This is a genomic window from Parasphingorhabdus sp., assembly GCF_059726685.1.
In genome coordinates this window covers 1,805,939-1,827,498 of sequence record NZ_AP041068.1, presented here as the reverse complement: position 1 = coordinate 1,827,498, position 21,560 = coordinate 1,805,939, and the positions used below count along the sequence as shown (strand labels likewise).

Annotated in this window: 23 protein-coding genes; 10 read left to right on the top strand and 13 right to left on the bottom strand. The window is 53.0% G+C overall.

What is annotated here, in order from left to right; genetic code table 11:
- Position 1: 1 nt before the first annotated feature.
- The 4 genes from AC6I9Z_RS09125 to AC6I9Z_RS09110 form a co-directional block, all read right to left on the bottom strand.
- Positions 2-1,180, bottom strand: coding sequence for an efflux RND transporter periplasmic adaptor subunit (locus AC6I9Z_RS09125; RefSeq protein WP_461455421.1), 1,179 nt, complete (start codon positions 1,178-1,180; stop codon positions 2-4).
- A 260-nt stretch (positions 1,181-1,440) separates the two neighbouring features.
- On the bottom strand, positions 1,441-1,716 hold the full coding sequence (locus AC6I9Z_RS09120) for a GlsB/YeaQ/YmgE family stress response membrane protein (protein ID WP_174209053.1): 276 nt from the start codon (positions 1,714-1,716) through the stop codon (positions 1,441-1,443).
- Positions 1,717-1,911: 195 nt separating this feature from the next.
- Entirely contained in the window at positions 1,912-2,211 is a 300-nt protein-coding gene (gene sciP / locus AC6I9Z_RS09115; RefSeq protein ID WP_108812231.1) for a CtrA inhibitor SciP, read from the bottom strand.
- Positions 2,212-2,319: 108 nt separating this feature from the next.
- Positions 2,320-2,655: a hypothetical protein gene (locus AC6I9Z_RS09110; RefSeq protein ID WP_497810819.1), complete on the bottom strand. Its 336-nt coding sequence runs from the start codon at positions 2,653-2,655 to the stop codon at positions 2,320-2,322.
- A 199-nt stretch (positions 2,656-2,854) separates the two neighbouring features.
- On the opposite strand from AC6I9Z_RS09110, the gene mnmA reads away from it, so the two are divergent.
- Complete coding sequence (gene mnmA / locus AC6I9Z_RS09105; RefSeq protein WP_461455416.1) at positions 2,855-3,988, top strand: tRNA 2-thiouridine(34) synthase MnmA; 1,134 nt, start codon at positions 2,855-2,857, stop codon at positions 3,986-3,988.
- An 8-nt stretch (positions 3,989-3,996) separates the two neighbouring features.
- Here the strand turns inward: mnmA and AC6I9Z_RS09100 are convergent, their stop codons facing one another.
- Positions 3,997-4,371, bottom strand: coding sequence for a hypothetical protein (locus tag AC6I9Z_RS09100; RefSeq protein ID WP_461455414.1), 375 nt, complete (start codon positions 4,369-4,371; stop codon positions 3,997-3,999).
- 29 nt (positions 4,372-4,400) lie between these two features.
- Here AC6I9Z_RS09100 and AC6I9Z_RS09095 point away from each other — a divergent pair, with 29 nt between their 5' ends.
- Entirely contained in the window at positions 4,401-5,543 is a 1,143-nt protein-coding gene (locus AC6I9Z_RS09095) for a serine hydrolase domain-containing protein (RefSeq protein WP_461455412.1), read from the top strand.
- Between the two features lie 6 nt (positions 5,544-5,549).
- On the opposite strand, the gene AC6I9Z_RS09090 is transcribed toward AC6I9Z_RS09095, so the two are convergent.
- Together AC6I9Z_RS09090 and pdxH are read right to left on the bottom strand one after the other, a co-directional pair.
- Positions 5,550-6,356: a PhzF family phenazine biosynthesis protein gene (locus AC6I9Z_RS09090; protein ID WP_461455410.1), complete on the bottom strand. Its 807-nt coding sequence runs from the start codon at positions 6,354-6,356 to the stop codon at positions 5,550-5,552.
- Entirely contained in the window at positions 6,353-6,940 is a 588-nt protein-coding gene (gene pdxH / locus AC6I9Z_RS09085; protein ID WP_461455408.1) for a pyridoxamine 5'-phosphate oxidase, read from the bottom strand. Before pdxH ends, AC6I9Z_RS09090 begins: the two co-directional genes overlap by 4 nt.
- 133 nt (positions 6,941-7,073) lie before the next feature.
- On the opposite strand from pdxH, the gene AC6I9Z_RS09080 reads away from it, so the two are divergent.
- Complete coding sequence (locus AC6I9Z_RS09080) at positions 7,074-7,421, top strand: PilZ domain-containing protein (RefSeq protein WP_461455406.1); 348 nt, start codon at positions 7,074-7,076, stop codon at positions 7,419-7,421.
- A gap of 34 nt (positions 7,422-7,455) precedes the next feature.
- Here the strand turns inward: AC6I9Z_RS09080 and AC6I9Z_RS09075 are convergent, their stop codons facing one another.
- The 3 genes from AC6I9Z_RS09075 to AC6I9Z_RS09065 form a co-directional block, all read right to left on the bottom strand.
- Positions 7,456-8,169 carry a hypothetical protein gene (locus tag AC6I9Z_RS09075; protein WP_461455404.1) on the bottom strand — a complete coding sequence of 238 codons (714 nt, stop codon included), beginning with the start codon at positions 8,167-8,169 and terminating at the stop codon, positions 7,456-7,458.
- 5 nt (positions 8,170-8,174) lie between these two features.
- Complete coding sequence (locus tag AC6I9Z_RS09070) at positions 8,175-9,380, bottom strand: toxic anion resistance protein (protein WP_461455402.1); 1,206 nt, start codon at positions 9,378-9,380, stop codon at positions 8,175-8,177.
- A gap of 169 nt (positions 9,381-9,549) precedes the next feature.
- On the bottom strand, positions 9,550-10,146 hold the full coding sequence (locus AC6I9Z_RS09065; RefSeq protein WP_461455400.1) for an arylesterase: 597 nt from the start codon (positions 10,144-10,146) through the stop codon (positions 9,550-9,552).
- Between the two features lie 126 nt (positions 10,147-10,272).
- On the opposite strand from AC6I9Z_RS09065, the gene AC6I9Z_RS09060 reads away from it, so the two are divergent.
- Positions 10,273-11,013: an ABC transporter ATP-binding protein gene (locus tag AC6I9Z_RS09060; RefSeq protein ID WP_461455398.1), complete on the top strand. Its 741-nt coding sequence runs from the start codon at positions 10,273-10,275 to the stop codon at positions 11,011-11,013.
- On the top strand, positions 11,010-13,517 hold the full coding sequence (locus AC6I9Z_RS09055) for an ABC transporter permease (RefSeq protein WP_461455396.1): 2,508 nt from the start codon (positions 11,010-11,012) through the stop codon (positions 13,515-13,517). Before AC6I9Z_RS09060 ends, AC6I9Z_RS09055 begins: the two co-directional genes overlap by 4 nt.
- Positions 13,518-13,528: 11 nt before the next feature.
- On the opposite strand, the gene AC6I9Z_RS09050 is transcribed toward AC6I9Z_RS09055, so the two are convergent.
- Entirely contained in the window at positions 13,529-14,488 is a 960-nt protein-coding gene (locus tag AC6I9Z_RS09050; protein WP_461455394.1) for a bile acid:sodium symporter family protein, read from the bottom strand.
- Between the two features lie 79 nt (positions 14,489-14,567).
- On the bottom strand, positions 14,568-15,458 hold the full coding sequence (locus AC6I9Z_RS09045) for a glycosyltransferase family 2 protein (protein WP_461455392.1): 891 nt from the start codon (positions 15,456-15,458) through the stop codon (positions 14,568-14,570).
- 205 nt (positions 15,459-15,663) lie between these two features.
- Between AC6I9Z_RS09045 and typA the strand changes: the two genes are divergently transcribed.
- On the top strand, positions 15,664-17,481 hold the full coding sequence (gene typA / locus AC6I9Z_RS09040) for a translational GTPase TypA (RefSeq protein WP_461455390.1): 1,818 nt from the start codon (positions 15,664-15,666) through the stop codon (positions 17,479-17,481).
- On the opposite strand, the gene AC6I9Z_RS09035 is transcribed toward typA, so the two are convergent.
- Positions 17,478-18,983 (bottom strand): PQQ-dependent sugar dehydrogenase, encoded by a 1,506-nt coding sequence (locus tag AC6I9Z_RS09035; RefSeq protein ID WP_461455388.1) that lies wholly within the window; start codon positions 18,981-18,983, stop codon positions 17,478-17,480. The two genes, typA and AC6I9Z_RS09035, sit on opposite strands and share 4 nt — an antisense overlap.
- A gap of 197 nt (positions 18,984-19,180) precedes the next feature.
- Between AC6I9Z_RS09035 and AC6I9Z_RS09030 the strand changes: the two genes are divergently transcribed.
- The 4 genes from AC6I9Z_RS09030 to AC6I9Z_RS09015 all read left to right on the top strand — a co-directional run bounded on the left by AC6I9Z_RS09030 (position 19,181) and on the right by AC6I9Z_RS09015 (position 21,558).
- On the top strand, positions 19,181-20,149 hold the full coding sequence (locus tag AC6I9Z_RS09030; RefSeq protein WP_461455386.1) for an MBL fold metallo-hydrolase: 969 nt from the start codon (positions 19,181-19,183) through the stop codon (positions 20,147-20,149).
- A 164-nt stretch (positions 20,150-20,313) separates the two neighbouring features.
- Positions 20,314-20,730, top strand: coding sequence for a DUF805 domain-containing protein (locus tag AC6I9Z_RS09025; protein ID WP_461456885.1), 417 nt, complete (start codon positions 20,314-20,316; stop codon positions 20,728-20,730).
- Between the two features lie 97 nt (positions 20,731-20,827).
- A complete protein-coding gene (locus AC6I9Z_RS09020; RefSeq protein ID WP_461455384.1) occupies positions 20,828-21,142 on the top strand; it encodes a DUF3297 family protein in 315 nt (104 codons plus the stop codon).
- Positions 21,143-21,159: 17 nt separating this feature from the next.
- Entirely contained in the window at positions 21,160-21,558 is a 399-nt protein-coding gene (locus AC6I9Z_RS09015) for a hypothetical protein (RefSeq protein ID WP_461455382.1), read from the top strand.
- Positions 21,559-21,560: the final 2 nt, after the last annotated feature.

Below are 21,560 nucleotides of genomic sequence, written 5' to 3'. Positions count from 1 at the left end.
TTCACGCCGCCTGATCTTTTTCGACCACGGGTTTAACCGTTTGACCAGGGTTAAGGAAACCCGCCGCTCTAAGTACAACACGTTCTGCTCCGTTCAAACCCGCAGTTATCGACAATCCAGCTGCAGAAACCGAGCCAATGGTGACATCCCGGCGAACAACTTTATCGTCTTTGCCAACAATATAAACGAAGCTGCCTTTGCTATCATTCTGTACCGCTGACTCCGGCAGAACAGCCGCCTGAGATGATCCGCTTCTAATCCGTGTACTGGCGAAACCACCTGGGCGAAGTGCGCGGTCATAATTCAATGCTATTTTTGCAGTACCCTGACGTGAATCGGTATCAATAGTTGGAGAGATTTGCCAGATTTCACCGGCTAGGACCTTGTCCGTTCCAACAGGGATCACTTCAGTGCTTACGCCAACGGACACATTGGCCAGATCACTCTCACTCAGCTGCGCCTGCAGTTCCATTTCGCCATTTTGCGCCAGGCGAAACAAAATACCGCTGCCCGGACTGACTGTTTGCCCCACCTCGACATTGCGTTCCAGAACAAAGCCGCCCTTTGGCGCCACTATATTGAGGAAGTTATTCCGTGCCCGGCTTTCACCAAGCTGTGCCTGCGCCACTCGCAACTGCGCGACATTTGAATCGCGCGTGGCCGTAAGTCTGTCGATATCAGCTTTTGAGATAAATCCGCGCTCGACGAGCTTGGCCGCACGGTCAAGATTGGCTTGGGCCAGATTCAAATCGGCCCTAGCCGACGCAACCGACGCTTGTAATCTTGCGATCTGCTGGTTCTGGACCGAGCGATCAATGCTTGCCATGACCTGCCCCTGTTTTACCCAATCTCCGGCATCCACGTAAACCTGCGTCACCCGGCCACCTTCTCCGACCACACCGACCGGGATTTCCCGGCGTGCTGCCAAGGTGCCAGTTGCGTTGATCGTGCGAACAACGTCCCTTTTACCGGGAATCACAACCGTGACGACGGGGGCCTGGTTCTCTGCAGGAGGAGTGTCACCTGCACCGAAGAAAAACTGATAGGCAACCGCTGCCAAGACAATCGCCGCTATTACAGCGGCAGCGATAATCAAAAGTCGTTTGTTACGATCTTGATTGTCGTCTTCCAGGGTCGAGACATCAAGGTCTTCGCCGGCAATTTTCGATTCATAGTTCATATTCAATACTCGTCAGCCGATCTTTATCTTATTTTTGCGCTGCAATATATAAAAAGAATCGCCAAAACTAGGCGAAAACGGAAATTTCTATATTTGGTGTATTATATCAATAAGCCAGTGATCACAAGCCCGAACAATCGCTTAAATTAAACGCTGTTACCAAGCCGTTGCCAAATCGCAACATCCACAAGTTTTTATCCAAAAAAAAGGCCGACCCAGATGGGTCAGCCCTCTGTTTTATATGAGAAAATATCTTATCGCTAGCGGACACGGCCACGCTTGATCAAATTTACGATACCAAGCAAGACGATAGCGCCGCCAAAAGCGACCAGCAAAGTCATGGGGCTAAACGGGGCATCCCGCAGATTTGATGTACCTCCGGTAAAGAAGCTGAACAGCCATCCGCCCAACATAGAACCAACACAACCTACCACGACGTTCCAGAATATCCCCATCGAGGCGTCCCGGCCCATCACTATGCTGGCCAGCCAACCGATAATACCGCCCATCACCAGTGCAATGATAAAATTGATCATACTTCCCTCCTGATCTGTTTTGACCCAAATCCAGGCCCGATCAGGCAATCTTATACAAATGCTTGCTCAAAACCAGAAAATAGTATGGGAAAGGCCCCGGAAACAGTTTTCCGAGGCCTTCCACCCATTAAATTTTATGATTAATCCTATAGGCGTTACAGACGACTGTACCAACGCCGTGATTAATTTCTCTGCCTAGTATTTCTGCTGGCGCTCATAAAGATCGCGATAGTGCTGGATGCGTGTAACGCGCAAACCGGGCATGCCGGACCGGTCGACGGCACGCTGCCATGAAGCAAATTCCTCCAATGACAGGCTGTAACGGTCGCAAACCTCATCAACCGTTAAAAGACCGCCATTTACCGCCGCAACGACTTCTGCCTTGCGCCGAACCACCCACCGGGTTGTGCCCGGGGCCGGCAAATCAGCTATAGTTAAAGGCTCACCCAATGGGCCGACAACTTGTGCTGGTTTAATTGTTTGGTTCTCGATCATACTACCCTCAAAATACGCCTTGCGGCTTTTCACTCTACGTCCAACTGTTTTTACATCTTTAGACATAGAGTTTTTCAAACTACTAAATCACCAAGGTAAAGAACGCGTTCATATTTGCTTTTGCGTTTCATCTCCGGACGATTTTTCACGCAAAAGATCCGGCCGGAAATGACCTCTTTCAAATATGCGTGCGCTTTTTGAAAACAGGCTTCTTTTCGGAAGCTCGCCTGCAAAAAACTTGATCCGATCTTCCATCAATCCCCTGCTGCCGTGCACTGGTTTCACGGCAACGCCGCCACGTCGTGCAATATAGGCACGAGCGGAAGGAGACAGAGTCTGACGCGCGATCGCATGCGCAATCAGCGCGTCATGCGCGCTGCCTGCTGGTGCATCCGGTTCGGCACTGGTCTTTGCCAGACCCTTGTGAGGGAAGTTCATTTCCATGAGCAGCCTTCTAGCAACGAAGATATAAACATCCGTAAAGGCGATGTTCACTAGGTCTTAGGACTGGTTAAGCAAATCTTCCTTTCAATTCGCATTTTCGTCCCAATATGAACCATAGCGCGATTTTGAGCAGGTTTTTGGCGGGAAATTTCCACTATACTGGCGCTCTGCGCGGTTCATCGTTAAGGCACGTGAGATTATGACTGACCGAATCAATTCTGAATTTCAGCTCGGAGACGACCTGACCGGCAAGCGCATTGTGGTTGCGATGTCCGGCGGCGTCGATTCGAGCGTCGTCGCCGCTCTGGCTGCGCGTACGGGCGCAGAGACTATCGGTATCACTCTGCAGCTTTATGATCATGGCGAAGCGGTCGGCCGTGTCGGCAGTTGCTGCGCTGGACAGGATATTCGAGACGCACGTCAAGTCGCCGAAAAGCTGGGCATTGCCCATTATGTTTTTGATCACGCCAGTCGTTTTCAGGAGTCGGTGATGGATGTCTTCGCCGATGAATATATGGCCGGACGCACTCCGATCCCATGCGTACAGTGCAATATGGGCGTCAAATTTACCGACCTACTCAATCTTTCGCGCGAGCTTGGCGCTGACTGCCTTGCCACCGGCCATTATGTCCGGCGCGTGATGGGCGAAGATGGTTCCGAACTGCACCGCGCAATGGATCCTGCGCGGGACCAGAGCTACTTTCTGTTCGCTACGACACAGGATCAGCTGGACTATCTGCGCTTTCCGCTTGGCGACATGCCTAAAGATGAGGTGCGCGAGATCGCCAAGGAAATGGGCCTTGCCGTCGCCTTCAAACCGGATAGTCAGGACATCTGCTTCGTGCCTGATGGTGATTACGCCAAAGTCGTACGCAAACTGCGCCCTGAAGCCGATGATGATGGCGAGATCGTCCACATCGATGGCACCGTCATGGGGCGGCATAAGGGTCTGATCCACTATACAGTAGGTCAGCGCAAGGGACTGGAAATCGGCGGACAGGCCGAGCCTCTTTATGTCATTCGTCTCGAACCGGAAACCAAACGCGTCTTTGTCGGGCCGAAACAGGCTTTGGCAGTGGCGTCAGCGACCTTACGTGATATCAACTGGATTGGCGGCGACTTTGAGGGACCTATGCAGGTCAAGGTCAGATCCATGGCTAAACCTACCCATGCACGATTGGAAGGCGATACGCTGCGCTTCCACAATCCCGAATATGGCGTATCCCCGGGACAGGCGGCGGTCTTCTATCATAAAGATCGCGTACTCGGTGGTGGCTGGATTGAGAAAACCGGTGCGGTTTCCCAGCAATGGTTGGCCGCTGCCACGGTCTGAACGGTCGCTTAGTCGGCTTCAGCCTCAGGCAGGATCACACAGCCCCAGCCTTCACGAAATTCAGCGGTGGCCGATGCCAGCAATGGGACTGATGCAGTGACGCGGCGCTTCTCGTCATCCAGCGACAGACTGATCACTTCCATCCCCGGTTCAAAATCCTTCTCGCAGTCAGTCAGATCACGCCCGCCTATATAGTGACAAGAGCAGGCGACACGGGCACCATAAGCCGTTCCGATACCAAGCTGCCCTTTGATGAAGCTATAATTATAGGCAAATACAGCGGCCAAAATCAGGATGAACAGCACAAGTACATATAGCGCCACTCGGCCTTTGCGGCTTTTGGGCTGGGATGTGGTTTCGGGATTCTTATTTACGGTTGCCATAGCTGCACCTATTGGTGCAACGCATGCTTATGTACAAGATTAAAATCACCGCCCTGTCCGCCCTTGCTCTTGCACTCTCTGGCTGCGGGGCCGCCAGTGAGCCTGCCGCAGCGCCGCCCAAAACCGCCGAAGAGCTTGCCTATATTACGGACGCCAGCCCAATTCCGAAGGCCCGGCTGGACGCGGCGATTTCACCATTGTTCGAAGACCCGGCCATGGCCGAGACCCGCGCCGTGCTGATCATGCACCGCGGAGAGATTATCGCCGAACGCTATGGCGAAGGTTATGATGAGGACACACGCTTCATCAGCTGGTCGATGGCGAAATCCTTTACCGGTGCGCTGATCGGCTTTCTGGTTGCCGACGGCCGACTGGTGCTGGATGATCCGGCCCCGGTCCCCGCCTGGCAGCGGCCCGGCGATCCGCGCGGCGACATAACCCTGCGCCAGTTGATTCATATGTCATCGGGGCTTGATCATACCGAAGTGCCGGAAGAAGGCGGCGCGACCGTGTTCGAAGCAGACACCAACCGCATGCTATTTCTAGACGGCGCAGCAGATGCAGCGGGCTATGCCGAAGCGCGCCCGATGGAAGCGGAACCCGGCGCGAAATTCGAATATAGCACGGCGACCAGCATGATCCTGGCCGACATCATCACACGGACATTGACCAAGAGCACCGACCCCGAGGTGCGCCGAAACACGGCCATGCGTTTCATTCGCGGGCGCCTGCTCGAACCGCTGGGCATGGACGGCACGTATTTCGAATTTGATGCCAATGGTACATTTCTGGGTGGCAGCATCATTCAGGCCAGCGCTCGCGACTATGCCACATTCGGTGAATTTCTTCGCAATAATGGCGCGCGCAAAGGGGCTCAGCATCTCCCCGTGAGCTGGGTCCAGTTCATGCGCACATCCTCGGCCAATGACCCGGCTTATGGAGGGCATATCTGGCTGAACAAGAAACGCCCGGAAGGCCGCAATCAAGTGTTGTTCCCCGATATGGCCCCCGACACGGTGTTCGGCGCCCTTGGCCATCTGGGTCAACAAATCATCGTATCACCGGAACAGAAGCTGACGGTTGTCAGGCTGGGCAAAACGCAGGATGATGTAAACCGGCCTATGAGTGATCAGGTCGGGCGGATCGTATCGCTGTTCCCAGTCAGCAAATAGAACAGTTTATAAACGAAACTGCCCCTCAACCACGGTCGCGCATTTGCCGCCAAGCCAGGCCTTTTCGCCATCCAGACGGCAATGCACATAGCCGCCGCGACTGCTGGCCTGATAGGCGGTAAAGCTGTCCCGGCCCAGTTGCTTTGCCCAATAAGGCGTCAGCACAGCATGAGCCGAACCGGTGACACTATCTTCATCAACCCCGCCGCCAGGGACGAAGACACGGCTCAACGCATCCGTATCCTTGCCTGGAGCGGTGCAGATAAATTGTTCATTCCCCAAAGCAGCCAACGCCTTCAGGTCCGGTTTTAACGCCAGAACCTCATCTGCGGTCTCATAGCGGATGACATTGTACCGGCCTTCATGAAACTGGGTGTCGATCGGCGTCCCGCCAACCAGAGCAACAATATCAGCCAATGTTTTTGGTGATGGTGGATAGGCAGGCAATTCCAACGCATAGCCGTCACCGTCCCGCATCATTGTGAGTATACCGGCTTTACGGGTCCGAAAGGTGACCTGGTCCATATCCGGATTTTGCGACAGGATGATATGTCCACTGGCCAGTGTCGCATGACCGCATAGCGCAATCTCTACCGTCGGCGTGAACCAGCGCAGTTCATAATCCGCTTCGCCGGTTGCATCGGGCAAATAAAATGCGGTTTCCGCAAAATTATTCTCTTCGCCAATTGCTTGCAGCACTTTGTCATCCAACCAGCTTTCCAGCGGCATCACCGCCGCCTGATTCCCGGTAAAGGGCCGGTCAGCAAAAGCATCGACGTGGTAATAGGGCAATGTTTGAGTGTCACGGGTCATGGGTAAAGCATTCCTTCGATCCAGCTTTCATCACTATCATTGGTCCGCATAAAGGTCCGCCGTTCGTGCAGGCGATGCTCTCGGTCCTGCCAGAACTCAAACCGCTTAGGCACAAGGCGATAGCCCGACCAATGTGGCGGACGGGTTACGTCCTGCCCATCAAAACGGGCCTTCATCTCTTCATAGCGCGCTTCAAAAGTCGCACGGCTGTCCAACGGTCGCGATTGATCCGATGCCCAGGCACCCAATTGTGAATCCCGGCTGCGCGTCGCGAAATAGGCGTCAGCAATCTCGTCAGATACAGTTGACAGATTACCTTCAATCCGGATCTGCCGGCGCACGCTTTTCCAATGAAATAAAATCGCCGCTTTCGGGTTGGCTGCAATATCCGTGGCCTTCCGACTTTCTTGATTGGTATAGAAAATAAAGCCGTCGCGATCATATCCTTTGAGCAGCACCATTCTCGCCGCTGGCTGGCCGTTGGCATCGGCCGTTGCGATGGTCATCGCATTGCTGTCATTCAGCTCGGTTTCGCGAGCCTCGTTATACCAAGTGTCGAAGATAGAGAAAGGATCGGATGTCATAGGACCGCCTGTATCAGGGTGGTTGCACGCAGGAAAGCCATTGATTTCCGTTTCTGTGCCATCTCCCGATATTTTAACCGTCCCCCCTTCAAAAAACCACCGAATGACCGTTCAATGGTTCAGGACCAACAATATGGACAAGACGATGCCTCAGTTACAAACGACCGATGATCTTCAAATCGCACCACCGTGCCACAGGAAAAATCCACGAGAAGCTGTTGAGGCCAAGATATTTATCAGGCAGGCGAATTCACAGTTGTTTCGCACCACCCTCTCGGACTTGTCCGTTTCAGGCTTCAGAATGACGAGCTACACTGACCTTGACCCCAAGAAACCGGTTTATATCCGGCTGCCTGGAATCCAGACACTGAGTGCCATGATCAAGTGGAACGATTATCAGGACTATGGGTGCGAGTTCAGAAACGAACTGCACCCCGCTGTGCTGGAACATCTGTTGAGTAAGCTGCGAGCATTTCAGTAGCACGTCGAGAACTGATCAGCACATCTTACAAGAGCTATTGCGCTTCCCCGGTCTTGTCATATTTCAATTCCAGATAGCGGCCCCGGATCGATAGATTATCGATGTCACCCTTCGCTATCTGTTGCGTGACACCGGAAATTTCTTTTTCGATCAACGAAAGACCACTGACCAGCTGTTCATCCGGTGATTTTCCGGAATCGTTGCTTTTCGTACGCATGGACGCTGGTATAGCGCGATAGCCCGAGATCAGTTCTGGCAGATGCTCACCCATCAGCTTACGCACTTCATAAGCGGCCGGTTCCGCTTCATCGAGCTTTTGCAGCTGCGGCGACAGCATGTCGAGCTGCGTACCGATATCATTGACAATCTTCACTGCTGGCGGAGGCAATAGAGGCCGCTGTGATTCCAGCCATATCTCGGTTTTCCCTGCCAGCGTTTTCAAATCAGACTGCACCAGAGTGTCGGGCGTCGGGATTTTCATCTTGGGAAATTTCATCGCTGCCCAGATACCGCCTGCAATCAGCCCAGCCGAAATCATAACGCCCCAAAAACCGATACCGTTCAATATCCCGCCGACAACACTGGCGCCGACAAGCACACCGGCCGTGACCATAGCGGCCCGTACAAGCTTCTTTCGAAAATAGCCACGTTTCAGGCCTCTCGACCGCTCACCAATTGATTCCGCAAATTTATAACTGCGATAATAATTCGCGGCATTGTCGTAAATTTGCTGATTGCTTTCGCTCATACGCCTTATTCCTCAAGCGCGCTCAGCGGGTTTTCGGAAGGCGCTTCGAGAGCGGCTTTATCCTGCCCCTCGGCGCGGGCGATATAGCCCTTTGACTTCTCAATTTCTCCTGACAGGCTGTTGACGGTGGTTTTCATATTTTCCAGCGCCTTGATCTTGAAAGTGTCGATATTGTCCATCGTATCATAAACATTCTGGAAAGCGCGTTGCAGCGTCTCGAGCGGAATGGTCGCGGATGCTGCTTGCTCGTGTATCTGCGCCGTCTGGTTTTTCAACATATCGCCGGTGCTATCGATAATACCCGCTGTCGTTGTATTCAGCGAGGTGATCTGGTCGAGTACCAGCTTCTGATTGGTGAGTGCCTGAGCGACCGTAACGCCGGTACGCAGCGCGCTAACGGTTGTGGTGCTGGCGCGGTCCACACCTTTGACCAATTCGACATTGTTTTTCTTCACCAGATCGAGCGCCAGATAACCTTGCACCGTGACGGCCATCTGGGTCAGCAAATCCTGAGTCCGCTGACGCACATAGAAAAGCGCACTTTCCCGGATCGCTTTAGCCTTTGCAGGATCAGTAGCATCCAATTCGGCCGCTTTGTCTTCCAGCCGCTGATCCATGACTTTAGACACATGGATCATCTGCTCGAGCCGGCCCATCGCCGCCCACAGATTTTTGCGCTCCACATCAATCGCAGCATTATCCATCAGCAATTCGTCTTTACCGCCCTGCAAGCGAGAGAGAATAGAGGAGATATGACCTTGCGCGCTCTTATAGCCATCAAAATAGTTGCGTAGCTTGGAACCGAAAGGAATGATCCCAAATAGCTTGCGCGGTGCCAATAAGTTACCGCGTTTACCAGGATCAAGGTCTTCCACGGTCCGGCGGAGTTCCGTCAGGTCAGCGCCAATGCCCGACTCTTCATCCATGGTACGGATGGGCCGATCCAGAAAGCGGTTGGATTGGCCCGCCGCATCGGCAATCTCCTTGCGGCCCATATTGGTGATCTGGTCAACTTTCTTGCCAAATTCCGGGCTGTTTTCATCTTCCGCAACGAGGTCGTCGATAAAACTGTCTACTTTCTCTTCCAGTTTTGACTTTACTTCATCACCCACCGGCACCAGCCCGGCTGCCTTTGTTGGTGACACGGCTACAACCGGATCAGGCGGGGTCAGGGTCAGGTCTTCGGTTGCGGTAATCGTCTCGGTCGCCATTGGCTCAGTCTCCATATAGCTGTCTCTAGTGCAGCGCTCCCATCATAAATGGATGCAAATGCACCACTTTTCAAGCGTTTCCACGCTGTATTATAAAAATAATACAGTTAACGGGGAATTGCGCTTAGCGCCTCCAGTGTTTCCAACGGCTTGACCGAGATGTGGGCTATTATCCCCGCAGCGCTTTTTCAACGTCGGGCACTATCCGCTCGACGATCACATCTATGCCTTCAGCATTCGGATGAATGCCATCGGGCAAGATCAAATCAGCCCGACCGACCACGCCGTCCATGAAAAAAGGATAGAGGCTGGCTTCATATTTCTTCGCAAGCGCAGGATATATAACATTAAATTGATCGCTAAATTCCTTACCGAGATTGGGCGGAGCCAACATACCCGTCAGCATCACGGGGATTTCCCGATCAGCAAGCTTTTGAACCATCGCTTCCATATTGGCCCGTGTCTCCAAAGGTTTCAGTCCACGCAATAAGTCGTTACCGCCAAGGCCAAGCAAAACGAGGTCCGGTTTTCTGGACAGGCTATCGAGCACAAAATCCATTCGCCGCAGGCCGGCCGCCGATGTGTCGCCTGAAACGCCGGCATTGTGAACTTTCACGTCCTGACCAGCGTCATTAAGAGCTTTCTGCAGCTCTGGTGCAAAACCTTCATCCGGTGCCAAACCATAGCCTGCATAAAGGCTGTCACCGAAAGCCACGATAAGTGTTTCTGCTTCCGCCGCAGGAGCTTCAGAGCTATCGCTAACCACTTGCTGCTGCTGAACTGGTGCGGAATTTTCCTCCGCTGCCGGGCCACAAGCAATCAGAAGTTGAAGAATTGCAAAGCAAAACCCATATGTCATAAACCTGTTCAACATCGGATACACCTTCCCACCATGTTACAAAAAACCGCCGCAACCAGCGACGCCGCTAAATCCAAGTCTCATATTGCCATTGATGCGCAAAAAGTCACCCTCTCTTTGGGAGAAGGCGACGCAAGGGTGAATATTTTGAAAGGGATTGATCTGTCGATCGATTCCGGCACCACCGTTGCCTTGCTGGGCCCATCCGGATCCGGAAAATCGTCTCTAATGGCGATCTTGTCAGGCCTTGAGCGCGCCACTGGCGGTACAGTGAATATCGCGGGAGCAGATTTTGGTAAAATGAACGAGGATGAACTTGCCATTGCACGGCGCGGACGGGTGGGCATTGTCTTGCAAGCCTTCCATTTGCTGCCCACGATGAGCGCACTGGAAAATGTAGCAGTGCCGCTAGAGCTTGATGGTCAGGAAGACCCCTTTGCGATTGCGGCGAGTGAACTAGAGGCGGTTGGGCTTGGCGACCGGCTCGGCCACTATCCCACCCAGTTGTCCGGCGGAGAGCAACAACGGGTTGCAATTGCGCGCGCTATGGCTTCACGCCCCTCCATTATTTTTGCCGATGAACCGACGGGCAATCTGGATGGAGCAACTGGTGAAATCATTATCGAGCTTTTGTTCGAGCGTCAGAAAGCCAGCAACGCCACATTGCTGATGATTACGCATGATCCGGAACTCGCCAAGCGCTGCGACCGCATTATCGAACTGCGTGACGGCATGATCGAGAAAGACAGTGCAGAAAAGCCTGCCGAGTCATGAGTGCCAGCCTTTCCAAAGCCTGGACCATTGCCCGGCGTGACTTACGCGGTCGCTTCGTTGGCCTGCGCCTGCTAATCGTTTGTCTGTTTCTGGGAGTCGCCACACTGGCAGCCATTGGCAGTCTGACGAGCGCGATCACGGATGAACTGGCCAATCGCGGACAAGCCATTTTAGGTGGCGATCTGGAAATATCGGTCGCGCAGCGCGAAGCGTCAGCAGCAGAATTGGATACTCTAAAGGAGACGGGTGAACTGTCCGAAACTCTGCGCATGCAGGCCATGGCGCGCTTGCCAGACGGCAGCGACACGCAACTGGTAGAGTTAAAAGGTGTCGATGCCTCCTACCCTCTTTATGGCGATTTCATATTGGAAGACGGCACCAATGCGCCGCCACTCGGCCCAACCGATATTTATGTTACCCCCGCCCTGATACAGCGATTGTCGCTAAGTCTTGGCGACAAAATCGAATTTGGCGAAGCAGCTTTTACGGTTACGGGAGTCATTGGTGACGAACCCGACAGACTGAGTGAAGGTCTATCGCTGGGCCCGGTAGCAATCACCTCGCTGGAAGGCTTGCGCGCCACCAACCTTATACAACCGGGCAGTCTGTTTCAGAGCAAATATCGCCTGAAGCTGCCTGCGACTGTCGATCCGGCCGAACTTGGAGACGAGCTGGAGAAACAATATAAAAACGCCGCCTGGGAGGTAAAAACCCGCGACAACGGTGCTCCCAGCACAAGGCGTTTCATCGAACGTATGGGCCAGTTTCTGACGCTGGTTGGCTTGGCATCACTGGTCATTGCCGGCATTGGCGTCGGCAACGGTGTCGCCTCTTACCTGCGCGGCAAACAGAGTGCTATCGCGACGCTCAAGATATTGGGCGCGGACAGTGCGATGGTGTTTCGTATCTACATGTTCCAGATTCTGGCCGTCGCTTTGGTTGCGATACTGGCCGGGTTGTTTGTCGGGGCTATTGCGCCACTGGCCATTATTCAGGTCGCTGGCGATGTCCTGCCGATCAGACCCGAATTCGCGCTCTATCCACTGCCCCTCATCGTCAGTGCCGCCTATGGCTTGCTCATCGCCGTAATATTTGCCCTACCCCCGCTCTCACGAGCCAAACTTATTCCGGCGGCTGGACTGTTTCGGGGAGAAAGCCGATCATGGCGGGAAATTGACAAACCGACTTGGGTCGCCGTCACGCTGGCGGTCGCTGCGATCGTCGCGCTGGCTGTCGGGACCGGACGGGAGCCGATTTTCTCACTCGCATTCATAGGCGCAGCGCTGGGCATATTGTTGCTGCTTAGCCTACTTGGTATCTTGATCCGCTGGCTCGCAAGCAAATCGCCGCGCCCCAAACAACCGCTGCTGAGACTGGCCCTTACAAACCTTCACCGGCCTGGCGCACAGACAGGACAGCTTGTTGTTGCCTTGGGTCTGGGTCTGACACTCTTTGCCACACTTGCCGCGATCCAAACCAGTTTGACAAACGAAATCAGGTTCAGTGTTCCGCAGCAGGCACCGAATTTCTTTGTCCTCGATATTCCTGTAGAACGCGCTGATGAATTCAAGAACCAGGTAACCGCAGATGCGCCTGAAGCTGAAATCAATATCGTTCCAACGCTGCGCGGCATCATTACCGAATATGGCGGACAAGTCGTTGCCGAGCTGGATGAGATACCGGAAGGTGCCTGGGTTCTGCGCGGAGACCGCGGCTTGACCTACAGCGGAGAACTTCCGGAAGGCAGTGAAATCGCCGCCGGTGAATGGTGGTCTGCCGATTATGACGGGCCGCCCCTCGTATCAGTTGACGAAGAACAGGCGACTGCGTTGGGATTGAAAGTTGGTGACAGCCTGACCGTTAGCCTGTTGGGCGTTGAGATTAAATCTACCGTCGCTTCACTGCGCAGGATTAACTGGCAAAATTTCGGCTTTAACTATGTGCTGGTTTTCCCGCCTAACGTGCTGGCCAATACGCCGCATAATGTTGCCGCCACGATTCAACTTGATGAAACCAGGGAAAACAGCCTGCTGGGGTCATTGCCGCGCGAGTTTCCGTCCATATCAATGGTCAAGGTGAAAGAGATCGCATCGCAGATCGGCACGATACTGGACCAGATGGCAACCGCCATCGCTTCGGCTGCGTCAATAGCCATTTTTTCAGGGATAGCAGTACTGATCGGCGCTATCGCGGCCTCTCGCCAGTCGCGGGTGTATGACAGTGTTATCCTCAAACTCCTCGGCGCAACGCGGTCGCAGATATTGTCCGCACAGGCGATTGAATATGCGGTGCTCGCCTTGCTGCTCTCTGCCGTCGCCTTGGGTCTGGGTCTACTCGCCGGCTGGTTTGTTATCACGCAAATTTTTGAGTTTACGTGGCAACCTGACTGGAGCGTGGTGATGGTGACGTTGGGCCTCGGCGCTGTCGTGACTCTGGGCATCGGCCTGTTGGGTTCCATCCCGGTCCTGTCCGCGAAACCGGCGCGAGCCTTACGTGAACTCTAGGATTTCGAATTTTAGAGCTTAGATAGCCGGACCGCCAAGGGCGCAGACAGTACCAGGCTGGACAGATGATAGAATAGCAGAGGTATAAGCAAAAAACCTGCGGCTTCGGCAGGGAATAATATGGCCGCCAGCGGCGCACCAACGGCTATGCTTTTTTGCGCCCCGCCAAATAACAAGGCCTTTCGGTCATTTATGACAAAATCTGCAACCCCGCCCAGCAACCAAGCCCCACCAAATGCGAAGATCAGCAGCACAGCAATTGCGGCAGCGACGATCAGAAACTGATCACCGGGCACTTGCTGCCAGATTCCCGCTGCGACGGCACCCGAGAAAGCAACATATACGGCCAAGCTGATGGCAAGCTTGTCTGACCACCCCACAATATTACCATGGCGCGCCGCCCAAGGACGCGCCCAGCGTTGAATTAACTGCCCAATGACAAATGGCAACAACAGCATCGTCATGATTTTCACGAAAGAAGCGCCTGTGATAATGATGCCAACAGATTTGGCCAGCAGCGCGAAAAAGACCGGTGTGATAATGATCGATGACAGATTAACTGTCGCCGCCGCAACCACAGATGCCCCCACATTACCTTTGGCAATAGCTGTGTAGCTTGCTGCAGATTGGATGGTGGACGGCAAACAACCAAGGTACAGAAAGCCAACCGCTATCATCGGTGCGATATAGCCATCCAGAACCCAGGACATTGTAAGACCAGCCAGCACCATTGCGCCGAAAACAAACCCGAATACGGCTGATTGCAGGCGCCAATTGCGAAAGCCGGCCACCACTTCCTGCCGGTCCAGGCGGATTCCGTGAAGCAGAAATATCCAGAAGATACCCGCTGAAACCGCAAAGGCGGCGACAGGTTCAGCATCGCCAGTTACGGGAAATACGGTCGCCAAAAGGACGGAGCCCCCGAGCAACCAGATAAATTTGTCTATCAAAATCAGTCTAATGGTCTGCATTGCACAAAGCCAATGCGCTAGTGCGGTATCTGAAGCAAGCCCACAAAATATACGTTCGGGATATGGCCGGAAGTTTGGGCTAGGATCGAATTCGGTGCCAGATAGCCCGCGCCAGATCCACTGCCAGTTTGGGCGAGGCTTTGAACACAGTCGAAGGATGGCTTGCGAAAGCCCTTCCCAGCAGTTTCAAATCAAAATAATACCAGTCGGACAATATCCGTTGGACCAACGCTTCGGCACGCAGGGCTCTGTCATCGACATGGTCCAGTTCCCTTAGCAGCACTTTCGAAACCAGTTGCCGAATTTCCTTACTTCTTTGATCGGTCAAACTGCGATCATGTCGCCGGTAGAGGTAAAGATCAGCGTCCACCGGTACCATCTGAAAATGGTGCGCGGCTCGCATCCAGTAATCATAGTCCTCGGCGCCAAAAAGCTGTTCGTCATATCCTCCCAGCTTTTCTGTAACCTGACGGCGGTACAGAAAAGCGGCACCTACGGGGTTGCCGAACCAACGCTGTTTGATTGGCGGCGGAGGAACATAACGGAGAATGTTCTCTGCATCATCAATCACACTGTAACCCGCATAAATAACGTCCAGGCCCGGCTCATCCTCCATTTTTGCGACCAGCGTCGCGATCATGTTGGGGCGTAGGATGTTGTCGTCACTGGTCCAGCTGTGGAAATCCCCGCGAGCTTCAGCAAAGCCGCGGTTTAGCGTCGCTGGCAAACCCAGATTACGTTTATTGGTGCGATGCGACACCCGAGAATCAGCCTTAGCGTAATGCTCGATGATAGTGGCTGAACGATCCGTGGAAGCATCATCTATACAAATCAGTTCCCAGTTCGGATAATCTTGCTCAATTACAGACTTGATGGCTTCGTCGAGATATTTCTCGCCATTATAGATGGGCATTACGATAGTAACTATCGGAGAAGCCAAACTAGAAAATGTTCCGGACTGAGCCTTCATATACCATCTGTATTTTAAGTGGATGGAAGCTGGGCATATTTAATATGTCGATGGTGAAATGACACCTGTTATTTTCTTACTGCGGCGATAGACTTCATCAAACCCGGTTTCTGATGTTGCGGCGCAGCACGAAACAGGTTAAGGGCGCACGCAATATAAGGCGCGGCACAATAGCCCCCTTTCCTCTCTTACGGCAGAATTTGATATGTCTCTTCGCAATATTGCTATTATCGCGCACGTGGATCACGGCAAAACCACCCTTGTGGACCAGCTTTTCCGCCAATCAGGCACATTCCGCGACAATGAACGGGTCGAAGAGCGCGCCATGGACAGCAACGATCTGGAAAAAGAGCGCGGCATTACGATTCTCGCCAAATGCACCAGTGTCGAGTGGAAAGGCACGCGGATCAATATTGTCGATACGCCGGGTCACGCCGACTTTGGCGGCGAAGTGGAGCGTATTCTTTCCATGGTTGATGGCGTTATCCTGCTGGTCGACAGTGCCGAAGGCGCGATGCCTCAGACGAAGTTCGTAACCGGCAAAGCGCTGGCACTTGGCCTGAAACCCATAGTCGTCGTTAACAAGATTGACCGCCCTGATGGCCGTGCGGAAGAAGTGCTCGATGAAGTATTCGACCTCTTCGTCAATCTCGACGCCAATGACGAGCAGCTTGATTTCCCGTCACTCTTCGCCAGCGGCCGGAATGGCTATGCCGGCGACACACCGGAGGTACGTGAAGGTGACCTGGCGCCGCTTTTCGATAAAATTGTCGAGCACGTGCCAGAACCAGATGTGGACCCGGATGCTGATTTCAAATTTCTCGTTACCTTGCTCGACCGCGACAATTTTGTCGGCCGCATCCTGACTGGTAAAGTGGAAAGCGGAAAGATTGACCTGAACGCTCCCATCCATGCGATTGATATGGACGGCAATGTTGTTGAAACCGGCCGCGCGACCAAGATCATGGCTTTCCGGGGGCTGGAACGCGTTCCTGTAGAAAGCGCGAAAGCGGGTGATATCATCTCGCTCGCTGGCCTGACCGAAGCGACAGTTGCCAATACCATCTGTGATCCATCGGTCACCGAGCCCATTGCTGCACAGCCCATTGATCCGCCAACCCTGTCGATGAACTTTGCCGTTAACGACAGTCCTATGGCGGGCCGTGAAGGCGACAAGGTGACAAGCCGCATCATCCGCGACCGCCTGTTGCGCGAAGCGGAATCCAACGTGGCGATCAAAATCACCGAAAGTGATGAGAAAGACAGCTTTGAAGTCGCTGGTCGCGGCGAATTGCAGCTTGGCGTGCTAATTGAAACCATGCGCCGCGAGGGCTTTGAGCTTTCCATCTCCCGCCCGCGTGTTCTCTATCGTGAGGAAAATGGTCAGCGTCAGGAACCCTATGAAACTGTGGTTATTGACGTTGATGACGAACATAGCAGCACCGTCGTTTCGAAAATGCAACGCCGCAAGGCCGAACTGACCGAACAGCGCCCCTCAGGCGGCGGCAAAACTCGCCTGACCTTCTCTGCGCCGTCACGCGGCCTGATCGGTTATCATGGCGAATTCCTTTCCGACACGCGCGGCACCGGCCTGATGAACCGACTGTTCGAAAAATACGGCCCATATAAAGGCGTGATCGAAGGCCGTCCTGTCGGTGTGCTGGTTTCCAATGGTACCGGTACCGCCATGTCCTACGCGCTGAATGCACTGGAAGAGCGCGGCATATTGTTCATTGGCGGCCAGACCCCTGTCTACGAAGGCATGGTCATCGGCGAAAATGCAAAACCCGGCGACCTCGACGTCAATCCGATGAAATCGAAACAGCTAACCAACTTCCGTTCAACCGGAAAGGATGATGCCGTACGCCTCACCCCGCCAAAGATCATGACGCTGGAACAGGCAATTGCCTACATCGACAATGATGAACTGGTAGAAGTCACTCCAAAAAACATCCGCCTGCGCAAGCGCCATCTCGATCCCAATGATCGCAAGAAAGCAGCGCGCAAAGCGGAAGCGGCTTAGGTCCCAGAAGGCTCAACCACAAATATTTCGCCATCGGAATCAGCAAGGATCAGATTATTTTCCTGATCGGTTCCGATGGCAACTATTCCATCGATACTGCCAGCATCTGGTGCAAAATCTGCATTGAGCAATTCATAGCTTGATGAAGAAAGAGTTTCTCCCGGCTCCAGATCAGTATTGCGAACGGCCCATATGTTGCCGCTGTCGCGATCCGCGAAGATATATTTCCCTTGCAGGTTTACAACTGATCCCAGATGAATCACGCCTCCGATCACCGAACTTCCTTCCCGGTCACCATTGCCCCTCGCATATTCAGTGGCAGGTAAAATCAGGGGACCTGCACTGCTGCCCATAAATGGCGAGCTGCCTTCAAAAAATGGCCAGCCGAAATTTTCGCCACCGCTATCTTCCAGCAGATAATTAATTTCTTCAGCCAGCGAATCCCCTTTGTCTGCGAAATAGAAGCCATCACCAAAGCGAAATCCATTTTTGGGATCCTGCAAACCTAGCGCATAGACGAACCTGTCGCCTCCACCAGTGGCGAACGGGTTGCCGGGTGGAGTAAGAAATCTTATCGGCGTCGCGCCTGCGAACGGGTCCGGATTGGGCAGCAATCTGAGAATTTTGCCAAGTTGTGAATTCGGGTCTTGTGCAGCATTGGGATTGCCAGCATCTCCCACGCTTACATAGAGAACATTGCCGATCCCAAACTCAATCCAACCGCCATAGTTCACATCTGAATCATGAGGAATCGTAAGCTGCGTTCCGGTACCCTGTGGCAATTCCAAAGTCTGGCGCCTGATTTGACGAATGGTGATATCGCTGCCTGCGGTTCCGAATGGACCCGAGCGTTGAGCGGTTACAAAAGCCCAATAGGTGTCGTTCGCAGTAAAGCCAGGGTCAACTGTCAGTCCTAAAAGCCCACCTTCGCCTGTCGTGTTGACGTTACGAAGCGTCCGGTCGAGGCTTCGTGTGCCATCTATAGTGTCCAACTCATAGATGTTACCGCCCCGTTCCGTGACGAACACTTTCGTTTGATTGGGGATTTTTGCAATGGCCGTGACGTCATTTAAACCCGTTGTGAGTCTTCGAACACTGATACCTTCCCGATCGTTGTTGACCGTTACGGTTAAGTCGAGGGTATCGCTAGCGCTGCCGTCGCTAACCTGCACCGTCACTTGATAAACATTATCTTGATCGGCATCAGTGGGAAGTTCGAAATTTGGCGTGAGCACAAATCTTAAAGCGCCGTTGCCGGCAATAGAGAAGTCATCCGCATCGTCACCACCGGAGATCGAAAAGCTTAACACACCGCCATCAGCATCAGTTGCCCGTACCGTCAAAACATTGAATTCATTTTCCGTAACTGTTGCCGAGGGCGCTGTTGTAATTTGTGGCGGCGAGTTACCGCTGGGGGGGAGCACTACGGGTGACGAAGAATCGCCGCCGCCTCCACAGGCCGCCAATGAAAGAAAAATACCAGCGATAACAAAGTGACGCATAAGTAACGGCCCCCAATTTACAGATGGTATCGCTAGCTATGAAATATTGAGGATTCAAGGTAGTTTTGAGCATCTTGGTTATTTTTATATTGTCAAAGAAACTACTCACTCAGATTGAAACAAAATCATCATCGTTGACCGAATATGATCAATAGGTAGCTATTGCACGACAGGCCGGGATAGCTCAGTATCAATCCATGACAGTGTTTTCAATACAGCTTCACCGCCTGGGTTTCCTGTTGACGGTTTCGGCATTGCTCACAGCTTGTTCGGCCGACACCGCTACCAACGCCAAAATTGCGGATGATGATGACAATTGCCGTGACCATCCGCTAGCCTTGCAAGTTCTCGGCTCCGGCGGTCCGATAGCGGATGATCACCGTGCGGGAGCCAGCAACATCTTGTGGGTGGATGGCAAAGCCAAATTGCTGATCGATGCAGGCAGCGGCGCCTTTGTGCGTTATGGCGAGGCCGGGGTCGACTTTAACGATCATGATGCAATCCTGCTCACCCATTTACATGGTGATCATGCCAGCGGTCTTCCGGCCTTACTAAACAACGGCGCTTTTGCGAAACGATCGGCAGACCTCATGGTCGCCGGGCCAGCAGGAAATGATCAGTTTCCATCGACTAGCGCCTATCTTAGTTCTTTAATTGGCAAAGAAGATGGCGCTTTGCGTTATCTGCATCCTTATCTGGAAGACGATGACGCCCTACCCCGCTTGACAACCAAGGACATTAATGTCGGCAAAACCGGACTGCAAACCATCTGGAACGAGAACGGCCTGAAAATTGATGCCATCGCGGTTCATCACCTTGATGTACCGGCGCTTGCTTATGTCATTCGCGCCAAGGATAAAACTGTTGTCCTTTCCGGAGACCAGAGTTTCTTAAGCGAAGATTTTGTCACGGTGTTATCGGACACGAAACCCGATTTATTGGTGATGCACAATGCGATTACCATGGCTGATGGTCAGCCACGCGGCTTGCACCGTGATCCGAAATCCATAGGGGAAACCGCAGCAGCGCTGAACGCACAAACCTTGCTGCTGACCCATCATATGCAGCGCGCTTTATTGGCCCAAGACCAGGTCAACGCGGCGATTTCAGAAGACTATAGCGGGCCGGTACTCATGGCAGATGATCTGTCCTGCTACCCTCTATGATCAGGGAGGGATCTACACAGACGTCAGAACGCTAGTTTCTTCTCCGCTATCGGTATTTCCGCAGGATATCGATGGCCATATGGGTTTACTGAGTGAAATAGGCGCTTGATTTTCACCATGGGCCGCTTAGGCTTCTGATATTACTAATGAAGAGGGGAATAATGATGGAATGGATGTTGATGCCGCTGAAACGCTATGCGGATTTTAGCGGGCGCTCTCGTCGCAAAGAATATTGGATGTTTGCCCTTCTGCAGGTAATCATCATTGTTGGACTAGCGATAATCGGTGGAGTTTTGGGCAGTTTCACACCAGATCCAGCTGGCTCCATGTCCACTGGCGGAACTTTGATGATTGCTCTGTTTGGCCTTTACGCGCTCGCAATTTTCATCCCCTCGCTTGCGGTGCAGGTACGCCGCTTTCATGATCAGGACAAATCTGGTTGGTTCGTACTTTTGGGATTTATTCCCTATGTTGGCGGTCTAATCGTTCTCGTGTTCATGTGCTTGGACGGAACCAAGGGCAAAAATCGCTTTGGCGACGATCCGAAGATGAGCGACAATGTGGGTGATGTATTCAACTGACCATCACGAGGGACCCTTTGGGATAGACCCTGTATAACTTGATTTTCGATAGGGTTGTGGCAAAGCGCCACAACCCTTTTTTTGGAGATACAGAACCATGACCGACACGCCTGACCAGCCGGAAGAAAAAGCCAAATCCGGCACGGACACACCGCCGGATCGCCTCGCGATCAATCCGCGGAGCAAATTTTACGGTGGTGAACTTCTCGAACGTGGCATCGGCATCAATTTTCGCGGGGATCGCAAACATAATATCGAAGAATATTGCGTGTCCGAAGGTTGGGTAAAGGTTCAGGCCGGCAAGACGGTCGATCGCAAGGGTAATCCGTTGCTAATCAAACTTAATGGCGAAGTCGAAGCCTGGTTTGAAGACCTTGGTGACGATGCGCCGATGATCAAGAAAGGCTCCTAGGAGCCCATAGCCAGCAAATGACACCCCAGCGCATCCAATATTTTATCGCACTGGTGTTCTTCATACTCGGCGGATGGGCTGCCCTGTTTCCGCAGCATGTCATCGACACGGTGTTTCTGCCCGAGTATCGCAGCGGCGGGCGGATATTGCCGTTCATGATGGCCTGTTTTGGTGCGCAGGCTTTGCTTGCAGGGCTATTCGCCGCTTTCGCCCGATTCACCGCGACAACATTTCTGGTCTACGGTATCGCGTTACTACCCTTTTTCGGATTCAATTATTATTTTACCTTTCACGACCCGGTGTTCACCCGCATGGGATTGATTGACGCTTTAGGTAATATCATCATGCTGGCACTCTGCTATGCGGGATGGCGACAGTCAAAGACGGCCGAACAGATCGAAAAACAAGGGAATTAAGC

Bases quoted from the DNA above. Each gene is read 5' to 3' on its own strand.
- AC6I9Z_RS09030 (WP_461455386.1), top strand. From the start codon at position 19,181: ATGACAGTGTTTTCAATACAGCTTCACCGCCTGGGTTTCCTGTTGACG.
- AC6I9Z_RS09020 (WP_461455384.1), top strand. From the start codon at position 20,828: ATGACCGACACGCCTGACCAGCCGGAAGAAAAAGCCAAATCCGGCACG.
- AC6I9Z_RS09095 (WP_461455412.1), top strand. From the start codon at position 4,401: ATGTACAAGATTAAAATCACCGCCCTGTCCGCCCTTGCTCTTGCACTC.
- AC6I9Z_RS09015 (WP_461455382.1), top strand. From the start codon at position 21,160: ATGACACCCCAGCGCATCCAATATTTTATCGCACTGGTGTTCTTCATA.
- AC6I9Z_RS09110 (WP_497810819.1), bottom strand. From the start codon at position 2,655: ATGGAAATGAACTTCCCTCACAAGGGTCTGGCAAAGACCAGTGCCGAA.
- AC6I9Z_RS09125 (WP_461455421.1), bottom strand. From the start codon at position 1,180: ATGAACTATGAATCGAAAATTGCCGGCGAAGACCTTGATGTCTCGACC.
- AC6I9Z_RS09035 (WP_461455388.1), bottom strand. From the start codon at position 18,983: ATGCGTCACTTTGTTATCGCTGGTATTTTTCTTTCATTGGCGGCCTGT.
- AC6I9Z_RS09070 (WP_461455402.1), bottom strand. From the start codon at position 9,380: ATGGCGACCGAGACGATTACCGCAACCGAAGACCTGACCCTGACCCCG.
- AC6I9Z_RS09090 (WP_461455410.1), bottom strand. From the start codon at position 6,356: ATGACCCGTGACACTCAAACATTGCCCTATTACCACGTCGATGCTTTT.
- AC6I9Z_RS09025 (WP_461456885.1), top strand. From the start codon at position 20,314: ATGGAATGGATGTTGATGCCGCTGAAACGCTATGCGGATTTTAGCGGG.
- pdxH (WP_461455408.1), bottom strand. From the start codon at position 6,940: ATGACATCCGATCCTTTCTCTATCTTCGACACTTGGTATAACGAGGCT.
- AC6I9Z_RS09120 (WP_174209053.1), bottom strand. From the start codon at position 1,716: ATGATCAATTTTATCATTGCACTGGTGATGGGCGGTATTATCGGTTGG.
- AC6I9Z_RS09050 (WP_461455394.1), bottom strand. From the start codon at position 14,488: ATGCAGACCATTAGACTGATTTTGATAGACAAATTTATCTGGTTGCTC.
- AC6I9Z_RS09045 (WP_461455392.1), bottom strand. From the start codon at position 15,458: ATGAAGGCTCAGTCCGGAACATTTTCTAGTTTGGCTTCTCCGATAGTT.
- typA (WP_461455390.1), top strand. From the start codon at position 15,664: ATGTCTCTTCGCAATATTGCTATTATCGCGCACGTGGATCACGGCAAA.
- AC6I9Z_RS09060 (WP_461455398.1), top strand. From the start codon at position 10,273: ATGTTACAAAAAACCGCCGCAACCAGCGACGCCGCTAAATCCAAGTCT.
- AC6I9Z_RS09080 (WP_461455406.1), top strand. From the start codon at position 7,074: ATGGACAAGACGATGCCTCAGTTACAAACGACCGATGATCTTCAAATC.
- AC6I9Z_RS09075 (WP_461455404.1), bottom strand. From the start codon at position 8,169: ATGAGCGAAAGCAATCAGCAAATTTACGACAATGCCGCGAATTATTAT.
- AC6I9Z_RS09055 (WP_461455396.1), top strand. From the start codon at position 11,010: ATGAGTGCCAGCCTTTCCAAAGCCTGGACCATTGCCCGGCGTGACTTA.
- mnmA (WP_461455416.1), top strand. From the start codon at position 2,855: ATGACTGACCGAATCAATTCTGAATTTCAGCTCGGAGACGACCTGACC.
- AC6I9Z_RS09100 (WP_461455414.1), bottom strand. From the start codon at position 4,371: ATGGCAACCGTAAATAAGAATCCCGAAACCACATCCCAGCCCAAAAGC.
- sciP (WP_108812231.1), bottom strand. From the start codon at position 2,211: ATGATCGAGAACCAAACAATTAAACCAGCACAAGTTGTCGGCCCATTG.